The 24,703-nt window shown below is 70.3% G+C and carries 20 protein-coding genes and 9 pseudogenes; 12 read left to right on the forward strand and 17 right to left on the reverse strand.

The window, feature by feature from the left end:
• Positions 1-117: 117 nt before the first annotated feature.
• The 3 genes and pseudogenes from mgrA to AB0I73_RS22925 form a co-directional block, all read left to right on the forward strand.
• Positions 118-1,110, forward strand: a complete 993-nt coding sequence (mgrA, locus tag AB0I73_RS22915; protein ID WP_363040218.1) for an L-glyceraldehyde 3-phosphate reductase — start codon at positions 118-120, stop codon at positions 1,108-1,110.
• Positions 1,111-1,396: 286 nt separating this feature from the next.
• Positions 1,397-1,807 (forward strand): hypothetical protein, encoded by a 411-nt coding sequence (locus AB0I73_RS22920; protein WP_363040136.1) that lies wholly within the window; start codon positions 1,397-1,399, stop codon positions 1,805-1,807.
• Between the two features lie 14 nt (positions 1,808-1,821).
• Positions 1,822-2,154: pseudogene (locus AB0I73_RS22925) on the forward strand (FHA domain-containing protein); the annotation flags it as partial.
• A gap of 25 nt (positions 2,155-2,179) precedes the next feature.
• On the opposite strand, the gene AB0I73_RS22930 reads toward AB0I73_RS22925, so the two are convergent.
• From AB0I73_RS22930 to AB0I73_RS22940, 3 genes are all read right to left on the reverse strand, one after another.
• Positions 2,180-3,427, reverse strand: a complete 1,248-nt coding sequence (locus AB0I73_RS22930; RefSeq protein ID WP_363040138.1) for a streptophobe family protein — start codon at positions 3,425-3,427, stop codon at positions 2,180-2,182.
• A gap of 361 nt (positions 3,428-3,788) precedes the next feature.
• A complete protein-coding gene (locus tag AB0I73_RS22935; protein ID WP_363040140.1) occupies positions 3,789-4,241 on the reverse strand; it encodes a PRC-barrel domain-containing protein in 453 nt (150 codons plus the stop codon).
• The gene (locus AB0I73_RS22940) at positions 4,238-4,822 is read right to left on the reverse strand and encodes a PRC-barrel domain-containing protein (protein ID WP_363040142.1); all 585 of its coding nucleotides are present in this window, start codon (positions 4,820-4,822) and stop codon (positions 4,238-4,240) included. Before AB0I73_RS22940 ends, AB0I73_RS22935 begins: the two co-directional genes overlap by 4 nt.
• A 159-nt stretch (positions 4,823-4,981) precedes the next feature.
• On the opposite strand from AB0I73_RS22940, the gene AB0I73_RS22945 reads away from it, so the two are divergent.
• Positions 4,982-5,437, forward strand: a complete 456-nt coding sequence (locus AB0I73_RS22945; protein ID WP_109380923.1) for an ATP-binding protein — start codon at positions 4,982-4,984, stop codon at positions 5,435-5,437.
• Positions 5,438-5,638: 201 nt separating this feature from the next.
• On the opposite strand, the gene AB0I73_RS22950 is transcribed toward AB0I73_RS22945, so the two are convergent.
• Entirely contained in the window at positions 5,639-6,526 is an 888-nt protein-coding gene (locus AB0I73_RS22950; RefSeq protein ID WP_363040144.1) for an RNA polymerase sigma factor SigF, read from the reverse strand.
• A gap of 197 nt (positions 6,527-6,723) precedes the next feature.
• A pseudogene (locus AB0I73_RS22955) lies at positions 6,724-7,247 on the reverse strand (transposase); the annotation flags it as partial.
• Between the two features lie 337 nt (positions 7,248-7,584).
• Here AB0I73_RS22955 and AB0I73_RS22960 point away from each other — a divergent pair.
• Complete coding sequence (locus tag AB0I73_RS22960) at positions 7,585-7,740, forward strand: hypothetical protein (RefSeq protein WP_363040146.1); 156 nt, start codon at positions 7,585-7,587, stop codon at positions 7,738-7,740.
• A gap of 605 nt (positions 7,741-8,345) precedes the next feature.
• On the opposite strand, the gene AB0I73_RS22965 is transcribed toward AB0I73_RS22960, so the two are convergent.
• Entirely contained in the window at positions 8,346-8,555 is a 210-nt protein-coding gene (locus AB0I73_RS22965) for an integrase core domain-containing protein (protein WP_363040148.1), read from the reverse strand.
• Positions 8,556-8,620: 65 nt separating this feature from the next.
• Between AB0I73_RS22965 and AB0I73_RS22970 the strand changes: the two are divergent.
• Positions 8,621-8,857: pseudogene (locus AB0I73_RS22970) on the forward strand (DDE-type integrase/transposase/recombinase); the annotation flags it as partial.
• A gap of 207 nt (positions 8,858-9,064) precedes the next feature.
• Here AB0I73_RS22970 and AB0I73_RS22975 read toward each other — a convergent pair.
• From AB0I73_RS22975 to AB0I73_RS22985, 3 genes and pseudogenes are all read right to left on the reverse strand, one after another.
• On the reverse strand, positions 9,065-9,832 hold the full coding sequence (locus AB0I73_RS22975; protein ID WP_363040150.1) for a hypothetical protein: 768 nt from the start codon (positions 9,830-9,832) through the stop codon (positions 9,065-9,067).
• A gap of 59 nt (positions 9,833-9,891) precedes the next feature.
• A complete protein-coding gene (locus AB0I73_RS22980; protein WP_363040152.1) occupies positions 9,892-11,322 on the reverse strand; it encodes a selenium-binding protein SBP56-related protein in 1,431 nt (476 codons plus the stop codon).
• A 172-nt stretch (positions 11,323-11,494) separates the two neighbouring features.
• Positions 11,495-11,833, reverse strand: a pseudogene (locus tag AB0I73_RS22985) (IS110 family transposase); the annotation flags it as partial.
• Positions 11,834-12,155: 322 nt separating this feature from the next.
• Between AB0I73_RS22985 and AB0I73_RS22990 the strand changes: the two are divergent.
• Together AB0I73_RS22990 and AB0I73_RS22995 are read left to right on the forward strand one after the other, a co-directional pair.
• The gene (locus AB0I73_RS22990; protein WP_363040154.1) at positions 12,156-12,725 is read left to right on the forward strand and encodes a maleylpyruvate isomerase N-terminal domain-containing protein; all 570 of its coding nucleotides are present in this window, start codon (positions 12,156-12,158) and stop codon (positions 12,723-12,725) included.
• 73 nt (positions 12,726-12,798) lie between these two features.
• Positions 12,799-13,890, forward strand: a pseudogene (locus tag AB0I73_RS22995) (IS630 family transposase); the annotation flags it as partial.
• 293 nt (positions 13,891-14,183) lie between these two features.
• Here AB0I73_RS22995 and AB0I73_RS23000 read toward each other — a convergent pair.
• The 7 genes and pseudogenes from AB0I73_RS23000 to AB0I73_RS23030 form a co-directional block, all read right to left on the reverse strand.
• Positions 14,184-14,333 (reverse strand): annotated as a pseudogene (locus AB0I73_RS23000) (IS5/IS1182 family transposase); the annotation flags it as partial.
• A 302-nt stretch (positions 14,334-14,635) separates the two neighbouring features.
• Positions 14,636-16,072: an NAD(P)/FAD-dependent oxidoreductase gene (locus AB0I73_RS23005; protein WP_363040156.1), complete on the reverse strand. Its 1,437-nt coding sequence runs from the start codon at positions 16,070-16,072 to the stop codon at positions 14,636-14,638.
• A gap of 464 nt (positions 16,073-16,536) precedes the next feature.
• On the reverse strand, positions 16,537-17,163 hold the full coding sequence (locus AB0I73_RS23010) for a hypothetical protein (protein ID WP_363040158.1): 627 nt from the start codon (positions 17,161-17,163) through the stop codon (positions 16,537-16,539).
• Positions 17,164-17,359: 196 nt separating this feature from the next.
• The gene (locus AB0I73_RS23015; protein WP_363040160.1) at positions 17,360-18,742 is read right to left on the reverse strand and encodes a PI-PLC domain-containing protein; all 1,383 of its coding nucleotides are present in this window, start codon (positions 18,740-18,742) and stop codon (positions 17,360-17,362) included.
• Positions 18,743-18,840: 98 nt separating this feature from the next.
• Positions 18,841-19,749, reverse strand: coding sequence for a glycoside hydrolase family 19 protein (locus tag AB0I73_RS23020; protein WP_363040162.1), 909 nt, complete (start codon positions 19,747-19,749; stop codon positions 18,841-18,843).
• Positions 19,750-19,985: 236 nt separating this feature from the next.
• Positions 19,986-21,037, reverse strand: a pseudogene (locus AB0I73_RS23025) (LLM class flavin-dependent oxidoreductase); the annotation flags it as partial.
• Positions 21,016-21,228 (reverse strand): annotated as a pseudogene (locus AB0I73_RS23030) (hypothetical protein); the annotation flags it as partial. The pseudogenes AB0I73_RS23030 and AB0I73_RS23025, both read right to left, overlap by 22 nt.
• Here AB0I73_RS23030 and AB0I73_RS23035 point away from each other — a divergent pair.
• The 3 genes and pseudogenes from AB0I73_RS23035 to AB0I73_RS23045 all read left to right on the forward strand — a co-directional run.
• A pseudogene (locus AB0I73_RS23035) lies at positions 21,226-21,962 on the forward strand (LysR family transcriptional regulator substrate-binding protein); the annotation flags it as partial. The pseudogenes AB0I73_RS23030 and AB0I73_RS23035 sit on opposite strands and share 3 nt — an antisense overlap.
• Before the next feature lie 87 nt (positions 21,963-22,049).
• Entirely contained in the window at positions 22,050-22,490 is a 441-nt protein-coding gene (locus tag AB0I73_RS23040; RefSeq protein WP_363040164.1) for an SPW repeat protein, read from the forward strand.
• 158 nt (positions 22,491-22,648) lie between these two features.
• Positions 22,649-22,912, forward strand: coding sequence for a hypothetical protein (locus AB0I73_RS23045; protein WP_109380912.1), 264 nt, complete (start codon positions 22,649-22,651; stop codon positions 22,910-22,912).
• A 148-nt stretch (positions 22,913-23,060) separates the two neighbouring features.
• Here AB0I73_RS23045 and AB0I73_RS23050 read toward each other — a convergent pair whose 3' ends face one another.
• Positions 23,061-23,846, reverse strand: coding sequence for a GNAT family N-acetyltransferase (locus AB0I73_RS23050; protein WP_363040166.1), 786 nt, complete (start codon positions 23,844-23,846; stop codon positions 23,061-23,063).
• Positions 23,847-23,986: 140 nt separating this feature from the next.
• Between AB0I73_RS23050 and AB0I73_RS23055 the strand changes: the two genes are divergently transcribed.
• Positions 23,987-24,472, forward strand: coding sequence for a nucleoside deaminase (locus tag AB0I73_RS23055; protein ID WP_363040168.1), 486 nt, complete (start codon positions 23,987-23,989; stop codon positions 24,470-24,472).
• Positions 24,473-24,703 lie beyond the last annotated feature (231 nt).

Consider the following 24,703-nt stretch of genomic DNA (forward strand, 5'->3'; position numbering starts at 1 on the left):
GCGTATCCGCTGAATTCCATCGGATTCTTCTGTTGGACCGCTGCCCGCGGTGCGCGCCAGAGTGGAACCCCGGTTCGACGGAACCGGACACCCTTGTGCCAACCCCCTGGAGTCGTGTTGTACACCCCGCACCCCGACCGTTACGCGGACCTGCCCTACCGGCGCACCGGACACAGCGGCCTGAAGCTTCCCGCGCTCTCGCTCGGCCTGTGGCACAACTTCGGTCCCGACCGTCCGGCGGAGACCCGACGCGCCATCCTGCGCCGCGCCTTCGACCTGGGCGTCACCCACTTCGACCTCGCCAACAACTACGGCCCGCCGCCCGGCGCCGCCGAGTCCGCCCTCGGCGAGGCGCTGCGCGCGGACTTCGCGCCGTACCGCGACGAGCTGGTGATCTCCACCAAGGCCGGCCACCTGATGTGGCCCGGCCCGTACGGCGAATGGGGTTCACGCAAGTATCTGCTGTCCTCCCTCGACCAGAGCCTGAGCCGCATGGGCCTGGACCACGTCGACATCTTCTACTCGCACCGCTTCGACCCCGCCACTCCGCTGGAGGAGACGATGGGGGCCCTGCACTCAGCGGTCCAGCAGGGCAAGGCGCTCTACGTCGGCGTGTCCAACTACTCCGCGGAGCAGACCCGTGAGGCCGCCCGCATCCTCGGTGAGCTGGGCACCCCGCTGCTGATCCACCAGCCGCGCTACTCGATGCTCGACCGGCGGCCGGAGGACGAGGGCCTGCTGGACGCCCTGGACGAGCTCCGGGTCGGCTCCATCGCCTACTCCCCGCTGGAACAGGGCCTGCTGACCGCCCGCTACCTCGACGGCATTCCCGAGGACTCGCGGGCCGCGGGCGACAGCCCGTTCCTGGACACCGAGGCGGTCACCGGCGAACTGGTGGAGCGGTTGCGCACGCTGAACGACATCGCCGAGTCCCGCGGCCAGACCCTCGCGCAGATGGCGCTGGCCTGGGTGCTGCGCGGCGGGCGCGTGACCTCGGCCCTGGTCGGGGCGAGCAGCCCGCGGCAACTCGAGGACAGCGTCGCGGCCACCCGCAACCTCGACTTCGACGCGGACGAACTGGCCCGCATCGACGCGGTGGTCAAGCAGTAGGCCCCCCACCCGGGCAGGTCGCCCACCCGGCCGCGTCGTGGTCCTCAGCACGACGCGGCCGGGTGCGGCGTCGTGCTTCCGGTCACCCTGCGCCGCATTCCGGCCATCAGGAGGGGCGAATATGCCAGGAGAGTGGCCGGAAAGGCATGGTGACAGTGATTCAGTGGTGAACATACTCGATACGAGAGCGCTTCACCCCGCGCTACGGCTCCCTCACGCACAGCACGCGACCCACCGGAGAGCGAGCGCGGTCGGCCGCCGGGCAACGCAACGGGGGGAGAGAATCGTGCACGACGAGTTCCTGTGCCACGTCACGGCGTACGGGGTCTGCGACGGCCGGCGCATCGGCGTACCCCTCGGGACCTACCGCGCACCCACCCTGGCCCTGGCCCTCTGGTGGCTGCGCGATCGCGCCTCGTGGATCGCCGAGCGCCTCGACCCGCAGCCCGAGGCCGAGCACTTACCTCCGGGCGCGCTCGTCCCCGTCGCGGACGGTGTGCCCGACGTACCCGCCGTGCTGCGTGCCTGGTGCGGTGACGCCGCCCGGCAGGAGGAGACGGCGGAGGCGCTGGCCGCCGGACAGCTGGTGCGCCTCGCCACCGGCGACGACACCACCGAGTACGAACTGCTGGCCGAATCCGTGGACGCCCTGCGGATGCAGCGCGCCGCCCCGGCGCTGGGCGTCCCGGTCGCCTGACCCTCCCGTCCCCACAGCCCACCACCGTACGTCCGCCGCCCACCCGCGGCGTCCGCAGCGGCCGCGCCGCCGACCACGACCTCGCCATCGACGACCTCGTGGTCTCCCGCCGGCACACCGAACCACGGGCACTGCCCGACGGGACGTACGAGATCGCCGACCTCGGCAGCCACAACGGCGCGTACCTCAACGGCCGTCCCGTCACCCGCGCCCCGGTCGGCCCCGGCGGCATCGGCCACTGTGCGTTCTGCCCCGTCGGCGACGAACTCCAGGAGTACGCCGACACCGGCTGGATCTCCCTCGACGTACAGGACCTCACCACCGCCGTGGACCGCGGACGTGGAACACCCGGCAGCGGTCCGGCAGGTCCCGTCAGCGCCGCCTGCCCCGCGCCAGCAGCGCGCCCGCGAAACCGGTGACCAGGCCCCACAGGAGGGCCAGACCCAGTGCGCCCGCCAGACGCGGTTCGAGCAGCACCTGACCGGAGAGCCCGGTGCCGAGGTCGCCGATGCCGAGTACGGAGAGGCCGAGCCGGGCGGAGATCCGGCCGACCAGGCAGATCATCAGAACCGTCAGCGCGAGCGCCACCGCCAGGTGCACGGCGTGCTGCCAGGCCCGGACCCGGGCCGTTGACAGGGCCGCCATCACGAACGCGACGGCCAGCAGCAGCACCGCGTCGGCCACCAGCAGCCACCACACCCTGCCGTCGTGCTCGGCGAGCGTGCTCAGGTTCAGCGCCGAGACGTCCTCGGTGCGCAGCACCTCGTCGAGCACATGAGGCATGGGCAGCCCGAAGGGCCCCTGCACCCTGCCGTCCCAGGTGGCGCCGAGCCCGATGGTCAGCGCGAGCCAGGTCACGTTGGGCAGACCCAGCAGGATCACGGCGAACGTCTCCGCCGGATGCCCCCGCGTCACGGCGACGACCAGCGCGATCACGGCACCGATGACGACGAAGGCGAGCAGCAGCCGCAGCATCGCGCGCGCCGCGGGCCGCACCGCCGTCTGGAACCGGAGCAACCGGCCCGGCAGTGGGGCGCTTTGCGACACCAGCAGGGCCAGCACCAGCACACCCGCCAGCCAGAGCAGGCCGACGAGGACGGTCAGCGGCACCTCGGCGGCGAAACCGATCTTGGGGTAAATCCCCAACAGATCCCCGAGATCATTCAGGAGCCCGCCCCTGAGCGAGACCTCGAAGGTGTGCCGGGCGGCGAACGCCAGCCCGAGCAGGGCGAGCAGCCACAGGGCGGCGATCCGCGCGGCCCACCCGATCAGCTCGGGCGCCCCGGCGACGGCCCGGTGGCGCAACGGGCGCAGAAAGCCCCGGCCGACGAGGAGGGCCCCGGTGAGCGTGACGGACAGCGGCATGACCGTCAGGCCGCCCTCCGCGCCGGCCAGCTTCCCCGCGTCCCCGGACAGCCTCACCGAGCCGCCCACGGCGGTGACCACTGTCGCCGCGACCACCCTGGGGAAGGAACCGTCGGGGAGGTTCGTGGCACCGGCCGCCCACAGCCCGAGCGCGGCCACGACGCCCATGGCGAGCAGCCCGCCCACCGCCGTGACCAGGGCCTGCGCCCAGCCGTGGCGGGCGGTCACCCGATCGGAGACGGTACGTGAGCTCACCCCTGCACGCTAAACGGGCTTTTGCACCGGGCGCCTGTCGAAAGGTCCGTCCGCGTCGGCTTGCAATCGGTGCGTCACCGGAGCACACAACGAACGAGTGACGGAAGCGGTGGTGTGTGTCCGCAGGAACCCGCGGAAAAAGTCGACAAAGGCCTGATGCCGGTGCGACGTGTGACTGTCGCGGACCAGCCGGGCGGGAAGAGGGGCTCGTGGGCGCCGGCCCACCGCCCTCCGGCCGGCCCGCCGGTCCTTCTTCCGGGCCGTTGTCGGACTCCTCCCGGCCACCGCTCTCCGGGCCGCCCCCACCACCGCCGCTGCCGCTGCCGACGTCGCGAGCGGCGTCGCCCAGCCGGTCGCCTGGTCAGTCGTGAGGTGCCGGTGTTCCGAACCCCGTACCCCGAGCGCGGATCACCAAGGCGTAGTCGCCCAGCCCCAGGAAGTGGTCGGCCGGGAGTTCGCCGCGCGTGGTGAGGACCGCCTCGATGCGGGCGGTGAGCGGATCGAAGGCCGCGTCGAGCACGGTGCCGCGTTCCTCGCCCTCCTCGGTGAGGACCCTGCTGCCGAGCAGATCGTGATGCGGTGGGGGCTCGGCCGAGGCGGAGGAGGACGGGAGGGCGATCAGCGTGTCCGGACCGGTGGCGTCCACGTCGTCCCAGGCCAGCGCGGTCTCCCTGCGCAGGCGCCCGCTCCGTATCCGCACGTGGGTGACCGTGCCGGACACCGCGTCGACCGTCAGCGCCCGCACGACGCCGAGCCGGTCCCCGTCACCCGGGGTCAGCACCGGCAGCCCTCGCACCCGGGAGAACAGCATCACGGCAGCGCGCCCGTCCGCCGGGCGTGGAACGTGCCGACCCGCGCCACGAAGTCCGACAGGTCGTCGGTGACGCAGGCGGTGGCGTGCACGGGGATGACCAGCGACCGGCCGGAGACGGACACCGCCTCGCCCCACGGCACGTACACCCGGTGCCGGCGGTGTCTCGAGCCCGGCACCGACTCCCGGTGCGCGGCGAGCCGGAAGGCGACGATCCGGCCACTGGTGCCGCCCTCGACCAGGACGTCGAGCACCGTGCCGACCGCGTCGCCCTCGTCGGTGAGGACCTGCGCACTGAGCAGCCGCCCGTGCAGGGCGTCGCGGCGGGCCACCGACAGGGGCACGTCGCACAACGCCCCCTCGTCGCGGACCATGACCGCGTGCCGGCCGAGGGAGTGCACCGCCGAGCAGGGCAGGTCGCGGGGCAGGGGGCCCGACAGCAGAGTGCGGCCGGTGAGCGTGAAGCCGGTGACGCGCCCGGCCGCGGCGTCGAGGACGGTGTCCTTGACGTGGGCCACCGCATCGCCGCCCAGCGTCACCACGGGCAGCGTCCGCAGGCACCGCACCGCCAACAGTTCGTTCATGGCTCGCCCTTCCCACCGGAGGCGGCCCCGCCCCCCTCGCTTGTCCGGGTGCCCGCCGTGTGGCATGACGAACACCGATCGGGGGACTGTGCCGCCCGACCCGGGGTAGGTGCACCGGTGCAGATCGTCCGGCCAGTCCGGCTTCCCAGAGAGAAACGCATGACCGATCACCTGGACGGGGCAGTGATACCGATTGGTTTCGACGTGCCCGTGGAACCGCTGCGGCGGACGGCACACTTCACCGGCGAGCCGGGATGCATCGCCGAGGCGCGCGACTTCGCCGCGCGCTTCCTGGAACAGCTGAGGACCGAGTGGTGCGCCACGATCGGCCGGCGGACCGACGGCGCGGCACTCCTGGTGGTGAGCGAACTCGTCACCAACGCCGACCGGCACAGCGGCGGCCCGTACATCCTGGAGCTGGAGGGAACGGACGAAGCGATCACGGTCGCCGTGTACGACAGCAGCGGCACCCTGCCCCGGGTCTTCCCCCGCGATCCCCAGCGCATCGGCTGCCACGGACTGGAGATAGTCCGGGCCCTGGCGCGGGACCTCTTCGTGGAGCGGGTACCGGTCGGCAAACGTGTCGGCGCGGTGCTGAGCCTCGACGCCGGCTGAGACGCCGGCCGGCGTCGGCCGAGAACGCCTGCCCGACAAGCGCTCCACTCCACTCCCACTTCCACTTCCACTCCCCGAGAGCGTCTTCGGACGATCCCGCACCCACCGGATCCACCGGGAAACGACGAACCGGGTACGCGGCTGCCGGCCCACCCTCACAGGTGGGCCGGCAGCCGCGTACGGTGTCCGTCCCCCGGGGCGTCAGGCGCAGCCCAGCTCGCCCAGCATGCCCTTTCGCAGACGGCCGATGATCCGCTTGATCAGCCGGGAGACGTGCATCTGCGAGCACCCGAGCCGCTCGCCGATCTCCGCCTGGGTGGCCTCCTCCACGAACCGCATGCGGATGATCTCCCGGTCGCGGTCGCTCAGCTCGGCCATGAGCGGCGCGAGTGAGTGGAAGTCCTCGACGAGCCGCAGTCCCTCCTCCTCCATACCGATGAAGTCGGCGAGGACGGCCTCGCCGTTCTCCGGGCCGTCACCGGTGAGGGCGGCGTCCAGCGACGAGGAGTTGTAGCCGTTCGCGGCGAGCTGCCCCTCGTTGACCTGCTCCTCGGTGATGTTCATCAGTGTGGCGAGCTCGGCGACCGTGGGATCGCGGTCCAGCCGGCTGGAGAGCTCCTCGCGGGCCTTGGCCAGTTCCACCCGCAGCTCCTGGAGCCGCCGCGGCACATGCACCGCCCACGTGGTGTCACGGAAGAAGCGCTTGATCTCCCCGACGATGTACGGCAGCGCGAAGGAGGTGAACTCGACCTCGCGCGACAGCTCGAACCGGTCGATCGCCTTGATCAGACCGATCATGCCGGTCTGGACGATGTCCTCCATGTCGTCGCCACGGCCGCGGAACCGTCCGGCCGCGAACCGCACCAGCGACATGTTCATCTCGATCAGAGTGTTGCGCGCGTACTGGTATTCGTGTGTGCCCTCCTCCAGCTCCGCCAGACGACGGAAGAACTGCCGGGACAGTTCCTTGGCGTCGCGCGGAGCGACGGCTCGGGGATCCACCACCCCCGGCAGACTCCCGTCACCCGTCCCGGCCTCGGCGTTCTTCTCGACGACCTGTGCCTGCGGCCGGATCACGGCGGTCTCCATACCTCTACCTCTCCCCACGAACGTGCACGGGCGGATGTGCGTCGGTCCTTCGGAGGTGCTGGTACCCAGCCCGTTCCCGAACACTCCCCCCGACTTTTCGAGGGTCCCGCAGAGGCTCGGCGTTCCGCCCCTCCGCTCAGGGTGGAATGCCGCTCCCTTCCCCTCGGGGCGGAGATTCCCCGGCACTGTCCGGCGGATCATGGGCGGAGCCATGAGCGGATCGCTGCCGCGGCGACCGTGCCGTGGAAGACACGGGCCCGTTCGTCGTAACGGGTCGCGACCGCACGGGGGGTCTTGAACCGGCTGACGGCCCGCTCGACCTCGTGGCGGCGCCGGTGGCGCTCGCGGTCGGACCCGGCGGGCCGGCCGCCCGCGCTGCCTCGGCGCCGACGCCGACCCGCTGCTCCCTCGGCCCGGGAACCGTGTGCCTGATGCGGCGTCTGCGCAGGTGGCGGTTGAGGCGGGAGCTGTCGGCCTGGTCGCCGCCGACGTAGCCGGGCCGGGTCCGGGGCCGTCCGCCCAACGGGCGGGGAACCCGGAGCCGTCCCAGGACCGCGATCATCTGTGGTGCGTCGCCCCGCCGGCCCGGTGTGACCAGCAGGGCCGGGGGGCGGCAGCCGCCCTCGCCGGCGGAGTGGATGGTGCAGGTCAGCCCGCCCCGGGACCGTCCGAGTCCCCCGTCGGGGCGGTGGTGCCGGTTGGGCTTGATCCGCCTTGACGGACATCCGAGATCAGGGGACTGAGCCTCCGGAAGGAGGATGTCCATCAGGGAAAGCATGGGGAAGAAGTCTCGTCGTGCTCCCCGTTCGTTCACGCCGGAGTCCAAGGCCAAGATCGTCGAGCGGTGCCGGCGAGGTGACCGCTCGATAAGTCAGGTAGCCGAGGACTTCGACCTGAACGAGACCGCGTCGGCGGGCCCGGGGGCAGCCGGCTCGGGGGCGGCGGGCGGTGTGGGATGCGGCGTGCGGTAGGCGCGGAGAGGGGTGTTGGTCGCGGCCACGACGGCGATCGCCAGAACGGCGGACAGGCCGCCGGTGACCAGGGCGAAGGGGGCGGAGGTGGCCGAAGCCAGCAGGCCGCCCCGCTCCGGCCGAGGTCACGGCCCCTTCGCCCCGGAGCAACGGGCGGCCATCATCCTGATGATGGCCGCGACCGACTTCTTCAGCCGGCTGTACACCACGATCGAGGAGTCGGCCGACACCCCCTGGGGTTGACGCAAAGTCGGGCCCGGCCCCGGACCCCGCAGCGGGGCCGGGGTGGCGGGTTTCGGAACCCTCGGCGGATTCTGGCGGGGATGAGCTTTTGCGGCGGGGCCGGTTTCTCCCGGGGCCGGCCGAGGCTGGTGACCAGCGGACGGGCGAGCCGCCGCTGGGCGTGAACGGCGATGACCGAGACACAGCACCAGACGTTCGAGATTGTCAGAAACGCGCAATCATCTGCCTCGCAATGACTGAGGCTGTCTCAGCTTCGCTGGGACAGGTCATCAGGGCGCGGGACACGACGGCCCGTCAAGGGCGCTCTTCAGGCGTCGCTGCGCGATGTGGCTTCACCCCACTCTGGACCGCCCCTTGTGTCCCGTTCCTCGCTGGCCATCGGCGGCTGAGTCTCTGTGGCGACCGTCGAGGTGGGTACTTTTCTGCGTACCGGGCTGGGGAGACAAGACTGTACGCCGACACATGTCGGGTCCAGCCGTTGGTTGAGGCTGAGAAGCTGTTGTCTTTCCAGGCCTGAGGACGGCGTTTTGACTGGTCGGGCATAGGGGGTGGCGGTTCCGTGGGAGTGAGCTGCCCCGAGTTTCGTAGAGTCCGGCGATCTTGTTTCAGGCGGAGTGCGGGGAGGCTTCCCGCTGTCGCCACCAGTCGCGTTCGTACTCGGCGGGCGGTACGTAGCCGAGGGCGGAGTGGAGCCGTTCCTCGTTGTACCACGTGACCCACTGGAAGATCGCCCGCTCGACCTGGCCGCAGTCCTTCCAGGGGCCCTGCATCTCGGTCAGCTCGGCCTTGAAGGTGCCGTTCAAGGCCTCGGCCATCGTGTTGTCACAGCCGTCCGCGATCGAGCCGACCGAGGCCGAAGCCCCGATGTCGGACAGCCTCTCGGTGTTACGGCGTCGCGCACCGCGAGCTGATGTCGTCGGTCGAGCACCGCTCGCACCAGGGCCTGAACAACCGGGCCGAGAACAGTCATCAGCCGACGAGGCAGCGTGAACGCGCCATGAAGGGCTTCCGCTCGGCCGGCGCAACCCAAAAGTTCCTGTCCGCGTTCAGTCAGATCTCACCGCACTTCCGGCCCCGGCGCCACCTGATGGCCGCACCCGACTACCGCGCCGAGATGCGGCACCGCTTCACCACCTGGAACCAGATCACCGGGACCACCGCCATGCCCGCCACGGCCTGGTCCAGAGCCCGCCACCTCCCCTCACCTCGACCTGATGCCCCATCAGCCATCCTGCTCCTAGACAACTTGACAACACCCAGAGAGTCGTACGACCGCGCCCGCCGGTTCCCGCGACCTTCATCGCCCTCGTGAAACCGGTCGCGTTCAGCGGTTGACTGCCCCGACCAGGACGACGAGCGCGGTGAGGACGGCCGCGAGAGGCATCACCATCACAGCCGGGACCCCGAGGACTCGCCGGTCCGCGGGCCGCTGCTGATGGGCGATTCTGAGCGCCACCCGCGCCGCCTGCGCGAGCACGCCGCCAACGAAGGCGAGCAGCAGCGGCATGAGGCCGTCCGGAATCGGCAAAGCGCTCGTCACAAAGGCTCCCGCGACCGGACTCAAGCAGGCCAGACCGATCCATGGGGCCACGCGCCGCCTCGGTTGCGCCCCCAGCAGAGCGGCCAGCGCCAAGCCCTCGCCGGCCGCGTGCACCAGGAGCGCCGCCACCACGGCGACTGAGGCGGTCAGCGCCAGGGTCGCCCCCTCCAGGAAGCGGTGCAGAGCGAGCCCCGATGCCGCGCCGATGCCGCCCGCACGACCCGGCTCGCACGGGCAGCCCATACGGACCACGGCGCCCGTCACCCCGTACGAGGCGAGCGCGGTGAGCAGCACCGTCCACTGCGGCACGCCGGCCTCATGGGCCTCGTCCCACGCGTCGGGCAGAAGATCGAGGACCGCAATGATCAGCAAAATCCCTGACGCGGCGGCCAGCAGAAGCGCCGGCCGGCCGAATCCACGCCGCGCCAGCCAGGCGCCCACTGCAGTGGCCACGGTCACCAGGACCACGGCCACCAGCATTCCGGTGGAGGGCAGCTGCCACCCGGTTCCGTCGTCGGTGTGCGCGCCTGCTGCGTAGAGCACGGAGAGCATGCCCCCTTCGTACGAGGGTGGCGGGCTTATGTGCGCAGCGCCCGGGTGAACCGGCTCCGTCAGCGGCGGTAGCAGTACGAATCCGAGGAGGCGTCGCCGCCCTGCAGGCGTATCTGGTGCACGCGCAGGCCGAGGAAGTCCGGGCCGTGCGGGAAGAAGCGGTTGTCGACGGAGAGCCCGCCGTGCGCGGTGTCGGCGTCGAGTTTGACCATCCACGGGTCGATGCCCGCGGGATAGAGCTGTGCGTCCCAGGCGGCGTACAGGGAGTTCGTCAGGTACACGCGCCGCCCGTCGCGGCTGAGCTCGACCATCTGCGCTCCGCCCGTCAGCGGAGTATCCGGTTCGGCGGGGTGCGGCTGTCGGCCGACGATGCCGCCAAGACGCACGGACGCGGTCTGCCTGGGGTGGAGCGGGTCGCTCACGTCGTACTGGAGCAGGTCGCCGGTTCCCCATGCGGATACGTACAGCCACTGGTCGTCCACGGACAGGTCGATGTCGGTGATCAATGGGGGCACGGCGCCGAACGGCTGCAGCGCCGGGGGCAGGTCCTCCGTCTGCGCGGGCTCGGCCGGGACGGTGATCACCTTGCGGACGGCGAAGTCCTCGCCCTCCCGGCTCCACAACCACACCGACGCCGACAGGTCCTCCACATTGACCACGGTGTTGGTGAACCCCCACGTGGCCTCGGGGTCGTGCGCGGGGCGCAGTTCCAGCACCATCTGGTTCTCGTCCCCCAGATCGACGCGCTGCAGGTGCCGGCCGGAGTCCAGCTCCCAGAAGTGCAGTGAGTGGCCGTAGCGGCGATCCAGCAGCAGTTCGGGGACGAGGCCGTCCTCGATCATCGAGGGGGTCCCCCACTCGCTGGTCACGGCGATGTTCTGGCGCAGGTGCCACCAGAGGTCGTAGGCGAGCCGCTGCGGTCCGCGGTCGCTCTCCCAGGCGCGCAGCACCTCGAAGCTTTCGTGGTCCAGCAGCGCGACGCCGCCGGGCCCGTCCGCCCCGTCCGCGCCGCCCAGGCAGGACAGGAACATTCCGTCGGGGCCGCAGTGGAGTGTGTGCGGGCGCGAGTATCCGGCCTTGGCGGCCAGTTCCTCGGGCTCGACCACCTTGACCAGGCGCGGACGGGCGGGATCGGGGCCGGTGTCGAGGACGTGCAGCCGGGAGGAGCGCAGTCCGGGGACGATGAGGTAGCGCCGCGCAGCGTGATGATGACCGGCATGCGCCAGCGCGCTCGAGCAGGCGTTCCAGCCGAAGTGATGCAGTTCGTTGCCCAGGTCGGGCAGCTCGACGTGGGAGGTCACGCGGCCGTATGCGGGGGATTCGGGGTCGGTGCCGACGGTGAACAACGCGTCCGCGCGTTGTGCGGCCGGGTCGAAACCGACGACATAGGCGAGCTTCTCCGGGGGTGCGGCGACGGCGTCCGCCGGAGTGCGGTACAAGGTGGGGTCACTGTGCCCGCCGCGGTCGTGAGCGTGCTCGGTCGTCGTCATGGCTGCTCCTCACTCCCGAACGGGAGCCTGGAGCCGGGGGGCTCCCGGGAGGCGGCCGGTCTCACCCGTTCGAGATCGATATGGAGATACCGGACATATGCGCCCTGAAGTCAGCGTTTCACAGCATCGAAGCACTGCCAACGCGGCAGCGGGCCGCCTTCGCAGTGAGAAAGGCTTGGTCGGCGATGACGAAGGCGTCCTTGGCGTCCGCCTTTCCCTCGCCCCGGTAGGAGGCCGAGGCACGATGCACGGTCAGGCCGGTGATATAGATCATCGGCTGGTCGTGGCTGATCAGCAGTCCGATCAGCAAGGCGGCTCCGCCGTGGTTGAGATCAACGGCCCACAGCACGTCGGTGTCGAGGGCCAGGACGTCCCCGATCAGTTCCAGCAAGGCTGTCTCGTCGTTCAGGACTCGGCGGGACAGCAGCCGTTCGCCGTCCGCGTTGATCACCACGCAGCGGTGGTGTTCCTTGCCGATGTCCACTCCGGCCCATATCCGGGGCACGGGCACCTCCGCCAGCTCGTCACGCTCCTGCAGCCCAGCAGACGACCTCGCCGACGTTGCCCTGCACAGCGATCGAGTCGCATCTCCCAATTGGCGGTCGAGTCGTCGCGGGGCTCCGGGCGGCCAAGCCTTTCCAGCCATCTCATGGCGAACCGCTGACAGCCATACCCAGAGCCCCTGGGTCCCGCTGATCTTACGAGTGACCAGTTCGAACCACGATCAAGAAAATAGGGCATCCGCTGGGGCGGACGTGCCAGGTACCTGGCAGCGTGAATGAACGACTACCGGCACAGCCCCGTCGCACAGCACGAACCGCAAGGAGCTCCGCATGGACCATCAGGACGTCGACGCCGCCGTGGCAGAGATGCTGCGGGTGCTCAGCCCCCATACCGCCGAGGACTGGACGGTGCCGGCGGGGCCGCTCGAATGGACCTGCCGGCAAACAGCAGCGCACATCGGCCATGACCTGCTGGCCTACGCGGGGCAGCTGGCAGCACAGCCCGCCGACGCCTACCTTCCCTTCGACCTGAACATCCGTTCCACCGCCTCACCGGCTGAGGTGCTCCAGGCCGTCACCGCCTGCGGCGGGCTGCTCAGCAGCGCCCTGGCCACGGCCGGCCCGACCTTGCGTGCTTGGCACTGGGGTCCGTGCGACCCCGACGGGTTCGCCGCGATGGGCGTCGCCGAAACCCTCCTGCACACCCACGACATCACACAGGGCTTGTCCGTGGACTGGCTACCACCAGCACCGCTGAGCTCAGCAGTACTCAACCGGCTCTTCCCCGCCGCCCCGCCCGGAGATCCCACCCAGGTACTCCTCTGGTGCACCGGCCGCGGGGACCTCGACGGCCTCACTCGCCGAACCTCATGGAGGTGGGAAGCAGCACGATCGGACTGATCGAGCTGCCCCGGCGAACCTTCCTGGTCACAGCACTGGTGTCCTGCGCCGGTAGTCCGTCGTTGGATCGTGTATGAGTTCTTCTGCCGGGGTGCCGGTGCCGCGTCGTGGTCCGAAGCTGGAACCGCTGCTGCTGGACGACGAGCGTGCCGTGCTGGAGCGCTGGACCCGGCGGGCGAACTCCGCCCAGGCACTGGCGTTACGGGCGCGGACCGTGCTGGCCTGTGCCGGTCCTGACATCCCGCCCATCGTCCAGGTGGCCCGCAACCTGCGGATCTCCGCGGACACGGTCCGCAAGTGGCGGCGGCGGTTCCTGGCCGAGCGGCTGGACGGCCTGACCGACGAGCCCCGGCCGGGCCGGCCGCCCACCATCGGCGTGGACCGGGTGGAAGCGGTCGTGGTCGCCACGCTGGAGGAGATCCCGAAGAACGCCACGCACTGGTCGCGGAGGTCGATGGCCGAGCACAGCGGCCTGTCCAGGTCCACCGTCGGCCGGATCTGGCGGAGGTTCCAGCTCAAGCCGCACCTGACGGACACCTTCAAGCTGTCCACGGACCCGTTGTTCGTGGAGAAGGTCTACGACGTCGTCGGGCTGTACTTCAACCCGCCCGAGGGCGCGGTGGTCCTCTCGGTGGACGAGAAGTCTCAGATCCAAGCCCTGGACCGGTCCCAGCCGGTGCTGCCGATGATGCCGGGCATGCCCGAGCGGCGCACCCACGACTACGTCCGCAACGGCCTGACCACGCTGTTCGCCGCGTTCGACGTCGCCACCGGCGAGGTCATCAGCGCCCTGCACCGCCGGCACCGGGCGGCGGAGTTCAAGAAGTTTTTGATCCGGATCGACAAGGAGGTGCCCGCGCACCTGCAGATCCACCTGATCTGCGACAACTACGGCACCCACAAGACACCCGCGATCAGGACGTGGCTGGCCGAACACCCCCGCTTTCACATGCACTTCATTCCGACCGGTCCCTCGTGGATCAACCAGGTCGAGCGGTGGTTCGGGTTCCTGGCCGACCAGAAGATCCGCCGCGGCGCACACAAAAGCGTCCAGGCCCTCGAGGCCGACATCCGCGCCCGGGTCAAGGAGTGGAACGCAGACCCCAGGCCATTCGTCTGGACCAAGACCGTCGAGGAGATCCTTGAGTCCCTCGCCCATTTCTGCCGACGGATCTCCGGCGCAGGACACCAGGGGTGGAAAGGGATTTGCGCAGGTCATGATGCGTCTCGTCTTGCCAGGCACGTAAGGCAAGTGGCTCGGCTGAAGAAGCTGTGTGAGACCTCCATGACGTGGCCAGGGCAACACGGGCAAGGACGCCCGTCTCACGAGGCGAGCTCGGCCGCGTTACGCGATCAGAGGCGGTGCAGGGGAGCCGTGCTGTTGGTCCAGTGCCAATTCACCGGTTGCCACTGCCACTTGAGGAGAGTGCGTTCCTCGGCATAGAGCTCGTGACACGATCATGGTCGGGTCTTCTTGAGGCGTCTCCAGCAGATCGGGCTGCAGGCTAGGGAGACAAAGACACCGTGGAGTTCGGTACGGCGCTCCCAGCGGACCGCGAGGCGCTTGAACTGGTGGAGCAGGGCGAAGGTCTGTTCCACGACATACCGGGAGTGGTCGTTGCGTTCTGCGCGGATCACGGAGGCCAGGGTTCTTGAGCGGCCGCGCCGGCGCCGAGGCGATTGCGGAAAGGTCTTCGCAGGGCTGCGGCTCGATCCCCACCCCTCACACACAAGCCATCCGGCACGGCCCACGGCACGCTCCCATGGCCCACGGCGCACTCCTCCTGATCCCGGCAACCGGCAACCGACGTCACCCAGTTGTGCCCACCCCATGGATACGGGTCAGGGGCCCGCAGTGAGAACTGCTGGGCCCCTGAACCGTAGTGGGGTCCGTCCCCGACCTCGGGGAGTTACGCCGCCAGGCTGCGCTCAGTGTTCTGCGGGGTCTTGGCGGGGGCTTCGGCGAGGTAGCGCTCGATCGAGTCGTCGAGTTCCTCGAGCCACGGTGTGTGGTGCTCGGCGGCCAGGGTTCCCGTCATGACCGAGCGGTAGGCACGGTCACGGTAGCCCATGATGTCGGCCTTCTTGTCGCGCTTCCACCCGAGGAAGATCTCGACGACCCGGTCGAGGTCGAACTCGGGGTAGTCCGTCTGCCGCAGCAGATCGCGCACGTAGTCGGCTTGGAAGCGGACCTCTTCGGCGTCCGAGGAAAGCTTCTCGAAACGTTCCCGCCACTCGGCGATGGACGCGGAGCGTTCGGTCTCCGACGGCAGCTCGGCGCGGCCCAGGATGAGGTCGCGTACGTACCAGGCCTGCGCGTCGAACATGTTGAAGGTGAACCACTGGTCCTGCGCACCGAGGTAGGCCAGACGCGGGTTGTCCTGCCACACGACACCGCGGTAAAGGCCGTCCGGGTACACGTTGTTCGGGGAGGCCAGCGCGAGCTCGTCGGGCAGGAACGGGTACTTGTGCAGGTAGCCGGTGCACAGGATGACGGCGTCGATGTGCTTCGAGGTGTCGTCGGCGAAGTGGACCGTGTTGCCCTCGATGCGCTTGATGACGGGGCGTTCCTCGAAGCCCTCGGGCCAGTCGTAGCCCATCGGCGCGGAACGATAGCTCGCCGTCACCGAGCGTGCGCCCATCTTGAACGCCTGGCTGCCGATGTCCTCGGCCGAGTAGCTGGAGCCGACGACGAGGACGTCCTGCCCCCTGAAGGCTTCCGCACCGCGGAAGTCGTGCGCGTGGGCGATGTACCCGGGGAAGGTCTCGATGCCAGGGAAGTGCGGCACGTTGGGGAAAGCGAAGTGGCCGCTGGCGACGACCACATGGTCGAACTCCTCGGTCGTCGTTTCTCCGGTGGGGAGATTCTCGACCGTGAGCGTGAAGACCTCACGCTCGGCGTCGTATTCCGTCCAGCGCACGATGGTCTGGAAACGGATGAAATCGCGCACGTTCGTCTTCTTCAGCCGGGCGGCGATGTAGTCCCACAGAACCGGGCGCGGCGGGTATGAGGAGACGGCGCGACCGAAGTGCTCGTCGAAGGTGTAATCAGCGAACTCCAGCGCTTCCTTCGGCGCATTCGACCACAGATTGCGGTACATGCTCGAGTGCACGGGCTCGCCGTACTCGTCGAGTCCGGTGCGCCAGGTGAAGTTCCACTGGCCACCCCAGTCAGCCTGTTTCTCAAAACAGACAATCTCGGGGATGTCTGCCCCCGCGCGCGCTGCGGTCTCAAAGGCCCGCAGCTGAGCCATGCCCGAGGGGCCGGCACCGATAATCGCTACTCTTTTTCTGTTCGTCACGTATGTCCCTTTATTTTCGCCATGCGGCCCCGCACCCGCCCCCACGGGCAGGAAGGAGCCATCCGGTCGCCAGAATCCGCACGTATCGACCGGTCCAAAGAGTCGGCTTTCTTTCGACCGTAGCAGGACTGGCTCAATTGCGCTAATTTGCTGCCGCAATCGACAGCTTCAGCCCGTCGGACGTGCGGGCTGCGACAGCCGGTCCGGCCGTGCGGCTACAGGTCGACATCAAGCCCCACTATCGGCGGATGAACTGCAGCTTTGCCACCTCGTCGGGTGCAACGAGGTCGTCTGCCGAGCCGGCCGCGAAGATCGTCGCCCTACATGTCTTCACCCTTTGAACTTCACATCGGCAACGCATCAGAAAGGGTGGATGGCGACCTGGCGGAAATGTGCCCGACCGCAGCTCCTTCCCGGTCTGAGCAATCTCATTCCTCCAAGGTGCAGAAGGAAGCGGATCCGCAATCTGGTTCTCCGGCTTGTCCGAGTGAAGGTGTGTCAGGGGCGCCTCAGGGTTCGGCCTGCCTGCCTAAGGCCTCGCCTGCCGGAGGCGGGTGGTGGCGAGGCCGATGAAGAGTGCGGGTGGCCCGGCTGAGGGTGGTGTGGCGGCGGTGCACGATGGTGAAGTGGTCGTAGACTCTCGGCCGCAGCGGGACGGAGTGGAGCCGGTGGGGCAGCTGGTCGGCGAGGCGGTGGACGATGCCGCGTGCCGCGATCGTGTCGGCGTGTCCGCGGGCGGCGAACTCCAACGCGAGCTGACCTACGACGGACTGCGGGCCGCCGAGGCCAAGGGCAGCAAGGGCGGACGCCGCCCGGCCGTCACGGGCGCGAAGGCCGCCGCCGTGCGCGCCGGATACCTGGGCGGCCAGTCCATCGCCGGCCTGGCCCGCGACCACCACGTCAGCCGCGGCGCCGTCCGCACCGCCGTCGCCGACCTCATGCCCGAGCACACCGACGATCACCAGGACACCCCAGCACCGGAGACCGCGGTCACCCTCGACATGCCGGGCAAGGTCGCCGACTTCCTGCGCGCGGCCGGACTGGAGCCCGCCGAGCGGGCCGCGCTCGACCAGGGCGTGACCGTACGGCGCGGCCAGGGCTACACACTCCGCGTCCCCGCGGTGTCCTCGGTCCACCGCCGACTCCTCGGCCGCTGCCAGCCGCTCGACGCCCCTCGGCAATCCCGACCCAGCGCAAGGCCCGCCACGAGTACGAGAACCGCGTCAGCACCCTCGGGACCGAGACCCCGTGGCAAGCCGTCAGAACTTCAAGATCATCCCGTGGCCCCTTTGGGGCTTACCTCGGCGATCCCCCTCCCCGTCCCGCACGGGGCTACGGATACGTGTACGTGTTGAGGGCCGCGACGGCCGCTGCCGGGTTGCCGAGGTCGTAGCGGTCCACGGCGAGGAAGTTGGGCTTCTTGCGGGCGGCGGGCTGGCAGAACCGGCCGGCACGGTCGGCGAGTTTGGCGTTGTCCGTGCCGGCCGTGTTCGCGATCGGGGTGTCCCGGAAGTGGTTCATGACGAAGAGGGGTCGGAAGCCCGGCTCGGTGCGGGTGAGCGGGATGTCGTTGCCGGCGTCGTGCCAGCGGCTGTAGCAGGACCAGTCGGAGGTGCCGACTCCGGAGCCCATGGACCAGTGGTTCTCGACGGTCCACTCCCGCTGGTACATGACACCGAAGCTGTCCCGGGTCAGCCCCGCGGACTGGTCGGCGGAGCGGCTGTGGTCGCTGAAGATCAGCAGCCGCTTCCCGGTGGCGGTCAGCTCCGCCATCGTCGGCCAGCCGTGCTCGCGCACCCCGGCGCGGTCCGGCCGGTGGAGGACGTCCGACAGGCCGGTGACGCGGGCGAGTTCGGCGCGCAGTACGCCCGGGTCGACGTAGTCCTCGAGGAACACGGTGACGACCTGGTCGGGGTGGGCCTTGAGGAAGTCCACCATGCGCTGGAGGTCCACCCACAGCGCGACGGGCCTGCTGACCAGGGTGCAACTGTTGTGGCAGAGGATCGCGCCGTCCGGGGTCTGGTGGATGTCCAGCATGAATCCGCGTACACCGTCGGCGAGTTGGCGTTCGATGCCGCGCGTCTGGTTGGGGAAGAGGTTGACGAACGGCGGGGCGAAGCCGCCGTCGACCCCGTTGGCGTACGCGTTGTGCGAGGTGAGGAAGGTGACCTGGTCCAGGGTGCGGGTGTCCTGGGGCGGCATGGGCCGGGTGGCGGGAGTGACCGGGGTGAGATACCAGTGGGCGAGGTCCCCGGAGCCGCCGGCGACGGCGAGTCGGGCGGGGTGGTCGGCCCCCGCGGGTCTGGGGGTGACGGTGAGGCGACGGTCGGTGCCGGGGACCCCGAGGGTGTACCGGTCGGCGCCGACGGGGGTGATCTCCCAGACGGCGTCCGCGCTCGCACAGGGAACGGTCCTGGCCAGGTCGCCGGCACGGCCGAGGCAGCTGCCGGGGGTGTCGGTGTTCTCCAGGAGGTACGAGGCGCCGTTCACCCGCAGCGTCCACTGCTGGCGGTCCTCGTTGCCGCGCGGCCGGTGCTGCTCGACCGCTCCGGCGCTGTCCGCCGCGTTGAGTCCGGTGGCGGCGCTCTGCACGTAGTGGGTGGTGCCGGGCGGCGGGACCGCTTCGGCCCCCGCCGCGGGCGTCGGCGCCACGACCGCCGCGACCAGCGCGGTGGTCGTGACGGCCGGGGCGAGCAGGGCGTGGGGGGTGCGCATGGTGGGTGCCCTTCGTCCGAAGGATGGCCGCGTGCGCGAGGGCACGCGGCCAGGTCACGGATGGTCAGGAGCATGACACCATGCCCCGCGCTCCCGCGTCAGCAGTACAGGTTGCCGCCGGGTGACGTCCCGAGAATCTGGGTGAACTGCTGATACGTGGTCACCCTGCTCTGCACCTGCGCCGGGTTGCGGCCGTCGCACTCCAGGGAGCCGTTGATGCTGCGGATCGTCTGGCCGAAACCGGCCTGGTTGACCATGGCGTTGTGCCCCGTCATGCTGCCGGGACCGGACTGGGTGTTCCAGTACCACAGGGCCGTCTTCCAGGCGACGGACGCGTCGTTCTGCACCAGCCAGGGGTTGTTCAGCAGATCGATGCCGAGCGCGTCGCCCGCGGCCTTGTAGTTGAAGTTCCAGCTCAGCTGGATCGGCCCGCGCCCGTAGTAACCGGACTGACCGGCCGGGCAGCCGTACGGCTGCCCCCAGTCGCAGTAGTGCGAGTAGTTGGCCGTGTTCTGCTCGACCACGTGCACCAGACCGCCGGTCTCGTGGCTGACGTTGGCCAGGAAGGCGGCGGCCTCCTGCTTCTTCACCGTGTCACTGCCCGTGTTGGCGAAGCCGGGGTAGGCGCTCAGGGCCGCCTTCAGCCCGCTGTAGGTGTAGAAAGAGTTCCGGTTCGGGAACATCTGGTTGAACTGCGCCTCGGTCACGACGAAGTTCCCGACCGGTGTTCCGGGGCCGTTGTCACAGGAGTACGGCTCCCAGTACCAGGTACTGATGATCGGGTCGTAGCCCGGATTGGCGTGCTCGGCGATGTAGGCGCGGCCGTCGGTGTAGCGGACGATGTCACCGGCGTTGTACCACTGCCCGGCCACCCAGTTCGGATAGCTGGAGCACGCGGCGGCGGCCGACGCGGGAGCGGCGGAAGCGGTCGCAGCGGGGAGCAGCACCGGTGCGCTGCCGGCGATGACGACTGCGGCCAGCACGGCGGACATGCGGCGTCTCGACAAGGGATCAACTCCTCTGCGGGACACGGCCGCTCCCGGGCGGGGACATGCCTGAGCAAACTGTCGCCGCACGCGCGCCGGCGGAGCCGGCCACGGTGTGGGGGGCGGCCGTGGTGGGGGGTGTCGGACCCACTCAACCGCATTGGTCTGTACCAGTCAAGGCTGCAGGTCAGTCAGCCCCCTCGCCCCCGTCCAGGAAGGCCCCCGGTCCTCGTCACGCCCGCCCCACGCGTCGACTCCTAACGCACGAACGGCACTTGGGCGGGGACTGCGGGCTCCACGCCCTCCTCGCAGGGGTGCCGCCACAGCCCCTGTGCGGCGAGGCGTGGCAGAACGCCCTCGCCGAGTCAGCACGCCTCCTCCAGGTGCGGATAACCGGAGAGGATGAACTCCTCCACGCCCAGGGCGTGATACTCCCTGATCCGCTCGACGGCCTCGTCGTGGCTGCCGACCAGAGCGGTACCCGCGCCGCCGCGCACCAGGCCGATACCCTCCCAGAGATCGGGGTGGATCTCCAGCCCGTCCCGGCTGCCGTCGTGCAGGGCGAGCATGCGCCGCTGTCCCTCGGACTCGCTTCGGGCGAGCCCCGCCTGGACGGAGCGCACGGTCTCCTGGTCGAATCCGTCGAGCAGCCGGAACCCCTCGGACCAAGCCTGTTCGGCGGTGTCCCGGGTGATGACGTGCAACCGGACGCCGAACCGCAGGGTGCGGCCCTCGCGGGCGGCGGCCGACCGCAACCGGCCGACCTTCTCGCCGACCTGTGCGGGCGGTTCGCCCCAGGTGAGATGGACGTCGGCATACCGGGCGGCCACCTCGACAGCGGCGGGCGAGGAGCCGCCGAAATGCACCTCGGGCACCAGGTCGGGCACCCTGGCCAGGCCAGGGGCGCGTCCTGCCAACTCAGGTGCTCCCCGTCCAGGCTGACGGTCTCACCGCCCCACAAGTCCCTTACGATCCACAGGAATTCGCCGGTACGGCGGTAACGGGCGCCCTTGTCCAGGAAGTCGCCGTAGGCGCGCTGCTCGTGGCTCTCACCGCCGGTGACGACGTTGAGCAGGAGCCGTCCACCGGTCTGCCGCTGGAAGGTGGACGCCGTCTGCGCGGCGAGCATGGGTGAGAGGAACCCGAGCCGGAAAGCGACCGGGAACTTCAGTCGCTCGATGTGCCGGCTGATCATGGTGGTGGTCAGCCAGGCGTCCTCGCACCAGGCGCCGGTGGGGGGCAGGGCACCCACGAAGCCGAGCTGCTCCGCGGCACGGGCGATCTGGCTCAGATAGGGCAGCGTCGCCGGGGCGGCGGGGCGCAGGGCCGCCGAGAACTCTGGTCGACCACCTGGGCGAGGGCCTCGGCGGCGCCCTGGGCGACGACCGGCGAGCCGTCGTGCACGGTGATGTCCTTGTCGAGGGTGAACCAGTCCTGCACGATGTGGGCCGCTCCCATGGAGCTCAGGACCGGCCGCAGGGCGCAGTCGACGGCCAGGACGCGGTGGACCGGCTGCGCGCGGCAGCGGCGAGCAGCACCGCATCCGGCGGATGGTGCGCGTCGGCACGGTCAACGCGGCCACCGTGCCCCTGCTGATGCCGGTCGTGCGGGAGTTTTGGACCGAGCATCCGCTCACCCAGGTCGAGGCGGTCGGCGCACAGCAGTCGGACATCCACCGGGCACTGCTGGAGGGCGGTTTCGATCTGGGGCTGGTGAACCACCTGGAGGGCGACGACATGCCGGCCGGGTTCGAGTCCACTGAGCTGCTGCACGGCCGGCCCGTGGTGTGCCTGCGGGCGGAGGTGTCGAGGGACGAGTTGCTCGCCGAGCCCTTGATCGCGATGCGCTCGGGCTGTGTGATGCACCGCTGTGTGCACCGGCTACTGGAGGGCCGCTCACCGGCGTTCGCGTACTCCACCGACGGCGCGGAGCTGGGCGAGCTGACGGTCGCCGAAGGGCTCGGCGTGACGGTGCTGCCGGAGTTCAGTGTCGTCGGGGACCCGCTGGAGCGGCAGGGCACGATCGTGTGCCGGCCGCTGGCGGACGACCGGGGGCGGGTGCTGCCCATGCTGCGAAGGCGCAGGTCGGAGGCTGCACCGCTGGCGGCCCGTGCCCTGCACGACGCCTTCGTGCGCCGGGCCCGGCGACTGGGCGGCGGCATCGGCGCCGGGCCCGCGGTGCGGAGGGGGAGGGGACAGAGCGGGCGGCCACCCCTCCCCGACCTCTACACATAAAGGATGAATAAGGGCAGAATGACCTCAAGCGAAGCTTGCCGCACATCACCCACAGCGGTCAGGCCCGCCAGTCGAAGGAGGCGACTCATGGCCAACGTCTCGCATCCCCGCGGTGACATCACCAGCCATCCCGATGCTCCAGAAATGCGGGCACGGTACGACCGCGTGCTCGGCGGTCGTGATGTGGTGCTGGTCGACGGACCGGTGTTCCTGCTCGGCCTCTACTGCGCGGTGTCCCCCTGGATACTCCACTACACGACGAGCCAGCCCGCGCTCGTGCCCCACAACCTGATCGTCGGCATCGCGATCAGCCTGCTCGGCCTCGGGTTCGCCGCTGCTCCGGCGCGCATGTACGGCCTCAGCGGAGCCATGTGCGCCCTCGGCGTGTGGATGATCATCTCGCCGTGGATCGTCGGCACCGGTCCGGACGCCGGCGTCATCTGGAACAACGTCGTCATCGGCGCGCTGACCCTGCTGCTCGGCGTCATGTGCGTCGCCACGGCGGCCAGGACCACCTCCAGGACCTGATCGCGGCCGGAAAGGGAACCGCGAGGGCGGGGCCCGGTCCGCGTCCCCCGCAGGCCGGGTCCCGCCCTGTCCGTACCGGCCGTCCCCGGCGCGGGTGACTGCCGCCGCCGAGCGCGGGCACAAGTCCTTCAGCGGGGGTTCTGAGAAGGAGGGGCGAAATGGAGATCGGCGGCATCATCAGTGCCATCGTCATCGGCATAGTCATCGGCGTCCTGGGCCGGCTCGTGGTCCCCGGGCGTCAGCGCATCGGGGTGCTGTGGACGATCCTCGTCGGCATCGTCGCCGCGCTGATCGGCTCGGCGATCGCCGCGGCGATCGGGGTGGCCGACACCAAGGGCGTCGACTGGATCGAGTGGCTCATCCAGATCGGCCTCGCCGCACTCGGGGTGGCCGCGCTGGACCGTGCGAAAGCCCCGCGCTGACTGGGCGGTGCGGCGGTCCGGGACGGCGTACGGGCGCAGGACGAGTCCGGTGGGAAGCACCGCGGGGGTGCGGCCCGCCGGACCCGTCCGTCCTTCCGGCGCAGACCCCGGGCCGGGGCCGCAGGGAGAACCCGGGAACCGGGCGACCCTACGGGACGTACACGTACGGTGTCGTCGTGCCGAACGGGACGAAGCCCAGGCGCTCGAGGATCGGACGGCTCTGCCCGGACGCGTCGACCTGGAGGTAACGGCAGCCGCGCTCGGCGGCGACGCGGGCCCGGTGGGCCACCAGCGCGCGGTAGACGCCCCTGCCCCGCCACGCCTCGACGGTGCCGCCGCCCCAGAGCCCGGCGAACCGGGTGCCCGGCACGATTTCCATCCGGGCCGCGCTCACCGGCTCCCGGCCGGCCAGGGCCACCACTGCGACAACGGTGTCGGGTCCGGCGGCGAGCCGGGCGAGCAATTGGTCGCGCAGCCAGGACGCGTCGGTGTGGAAGGCCTTCTCGTGCACCTCGGCCATGAGATCGACACCGGCCCGGTCGGTGACGGGGACGACTCGGACACCCTCGGGCGGCGCAGCCTGCCGGGTGTCGAGGAGCAGCTCACCGATCTCGCCGACCATCAACGTCTCCTCCGGTCCGGGCGTGAACCCGGACGCCACGAGCCGCCGCCCGAGGTCCACCGGCAGATCATGGCCGTACAGCTTCCACTCGAACTCACGGCCCAGCCCGGTGAAGTGAGCGATCTGTCCGGCGATCGCCGCGTCCGCGTCCGTGCCGTCCAGGGCGGACCAGACGACGCCGTTCCAGCCGTGCCGCGGGGCGGTCTGCCGCACCACGTGGCCGGTGCGCTCGACGCGGGCTCCGGGGCCGTCGGGCCGCGCTCCTTCGCGCAGGTCACGGTCGAACAGGGCGAGTACCGCGGCGTGATCCATGCCGCTCACTCCAGCACTGGTCCGAGGTTCGGGCAACGGGTTTACCGGGCGCCGGCACACCGGCTTCGCGTCCGTGATCGCGTGAGCCTAGGGTTGCCGTGACCGTTGATCGAGCCGTAGTCGTGAGAAGGGCGGCGCCCGTGACTGTCGAGGATTCCGAACTGCCCCACCTGCGTCGCTGCGTCGAGCTGGCGACCGAGGCGCTGGACGCCGGGGACGATCCGTTCGGTTCGGTCCTGGTGGCCGGCGACGGGTCGGTGCTCGCCGAGGACCGCAACCGGACGGCCGCCGGGGACCGCACCCGGCACCCCGAGTTCGAGCTGGCGCGCTGGTCGGCCGCCCACATGACGCCCGAGGAGCGGGCCGCCGCCACGGTGTACACCTCCGGCGAGCACTGTCCGATGTGTGCGGCGGCGCACGCCTGGGTGGGCCTCGGCCGGATCGTCTACGTCGCCTCCTCGGCGCAGCTGCTGACCTGGCTCGCCGAGCTGGCAGTGCCCGCCCCACCGGTGCGGCCACTACCCGTCAGCGAGATCGCACCGGGCGTGACCGTGGACGGCCCGGTTCCCGAACTGGCGGAGGCGGTGCGGGAGTTGCACAGGCGGTTCCACAGCGCCCGCGGCTGAGCGGCGGGACCCTGTCTTTCCCGGTCCCCCTTCCCTGCCTTCAGCCGGGAAGGGGGACCGGCGGCTGCGGCGGTACCGGGCGACTCCGCCCAGGAGGAGCGCCGCCTCCGTGGTGACGAACCCCGAAAGCGCCGGGCCCGCCACCGCACAGGGCCGTCCGGCCGACAGGCAGGGCCTCCGCAGCCCCCTTATGGTGATCGAGGGCGCCGGATCCGGTCCGCTCTGGGGCGT

The sequence above is a fragment of the Streptomyces sp. NPDC050388 genome (assembly GCF_040655635.1).
Lineage (GTDB): Bacteria > Actinomycetota > Actinomycetes > Streptomycetales > Streptomycetaceae > Streptomyces.